We start from the raw sequence: 1,958 nt of genomic DNA, 5'->3' as shown, positions 1-1,958 counted from the left end.
AATTCGGTTCGGTCAAACTAACTTCTAAAAGCCGAAACGCCCTATTTTTCGTTCTCACTCTTCCTTGTCTACTGGTCTACCTGTCTTCCTTGTCTTGCCTAAACCCCCATCTTAAAAAACCTACCCTTGTGAGGCTCCCCCAGCTCCCCCAGCTCCCCCTGCTCCCTACCCCCACCCCAAAACTTATTCAGCAGCCCCTATCTATTACAGCAAGCGACGCTAGGATCAAAGTAAGCTCAAACCTAGCGCTGGAGGTATGATTTTGACTAACAATTCTCCTGGTTCAAACCAAGACTGGGATTGGGCAATGTGGAGTGTTGATGCGGTTCAGGGGGAACTCCACTACAAACGCGCCCAAGACTCTTTGCGTGAGTTAGTCAGCAATCTTGACTTAACCTGCCAAGAACAAGCGGGGTTAGAATCGGAAATTGAGGATTTAGCCAACCTCTTGGACAAGCTAGAACACAGTTGTGTGCAACTCGCGGCTTTTGGTATGGTTGGGCGGGGCAAATCCTCTGTCCTTAATGCGTTATTAGGACAACCTGTGTTTGAAACCGGGGCGCTGCATGGGGTGACTCGCAATGCTCAAACGGCGAATTGGCAGTTAAGTCAAGAAACCTTGGCAAACACGGATCAGGAAATCCTGCGCGTGGCTTTGCCGAGTATTGGGGAGTCCCAAATTCAGTTTATTGATACGCCAGGGATTGATGAAGTCCATGGAGAAACCCGTGAGGCGTTAGCGGTAACGGTTGCCAGACAAGCGGATCTGATTCTATTTATTATCGCTGGGGATATCACCAAAGTCGAGTATGAAGCTCTGTCTCTATTACGAGATAGTGGGAAGCCAATGCTACTCGTCTTTAATAAAATAGACCAATATCCCGAAGCCGATCGCGAGGCGATTTATCGTAAAATTCGGGATGAACGGGTGAAACAGTTGTTATCTCCGGCTGAGATTGTCCGCGTGGCGGCTGCACCGTTAGAAGCAGTGGCTGTGCGCCGCGCTGATGGGAGTCGGGCGATTCAACGGCGTCTGGGAACTCCCCAGATAGAAGAATTAAAGCTAAAAATATTGGAAATTTTGCACCGGGAAGGTAAATCCCTAGTCGCCCTCAATTCGATGATGTACGCGGGTGAGGTGAATGAACAACTGGTGCAACGGAAAATGGCGATTCGGGACGAAAGTGCCAATCAGGTTATCTGGAAAGCAGTGATGACCAAAGCTGTCGCGATCGCACTCAATCCAGTTACGGTTCTGGATCTACTCACGGCAACGGTTGTAGACGTAGTGATGATTCTAGCATTATCTCGCCTCTACGGTATCTCCATGACCCAGCAAGGTGCGGTGGGATTACTACAGAAAATTGCCCTGAGTATGGGTGGAATTGGTGCAAGCGAAGTGTTAGCCACATTGGGATTGAGTAGTATTAAGGGATTGTTAGGACTTTCTGCACCTGCAACTGGAGGAGTTACCTTAGCGCCTTATCTGTCTGTCGCCATGACTCAGGCGGGTGTCGCGGGGGTTTCCACTTATGCAATTGGACAAGTGACGAAAGTTTATTTAGCTAATGGTGCCTCTTGGGGAGAAGATGCCCCGAAAACTGTCGTCAGCCGCATTCTGGAATCGCTGGATGAAACTTCAATTCTCAATCGGATTAAAGGAGAATTGGCAGCGAAATTAGGAAGTACGTCTTAATCTCAACGCGCCCTTCCCTTGCTCCCTTCTCCCCCGGTGGATACTGCTGGCGAATTGGAAAAACCTAACCCCCCAGCCCCCTTCCCACCCCTCTCGTCATGGGTGTCAACTTAAGCCACATTACCCACGATAGGATACTGGGTGTGGGGTATGGGGTGTGGGGTATGGGGGAAAGCGAGCAATTTTGGGGAGCTATGTATTAAACGGAGCCTGTTTGAAAAAAACATTGTGGATGAATAGGTGAGGTGAATGGTGGTAGGTG

At 49.4% G+C, this 1,958-nt stretch carries 1 protein-coding gene; it reads left to right on the top strand.

The annotated features are described in order from the left end of the window. Positions 1-307: 307 nt before the first annotated feature. Entirely contained in the window at positions 308-1,696 is a 1,389-nt protein-coding gene (locus RIG66_RS16055) for a GTP-binding protein (protein WP_446379679.1), read from the top strand. Positions 1,697-1,958: the final 262 nt, after the last annotated feature.

Source organism: Coleofasciculus sp. E2-BRE-01 (assembly GCF_040221695.1).
Classification (GTDB): Bacteria; Cyanobacteriota; Cyanobacteriia; order Cyanobacteriales; family Coleofasciculaceae; genus Coleofasciculus.
Note: the sequence above shows the minus strand (reverse complement) of the source record. Positions and strands in the feature narration are given on the sequence as shown.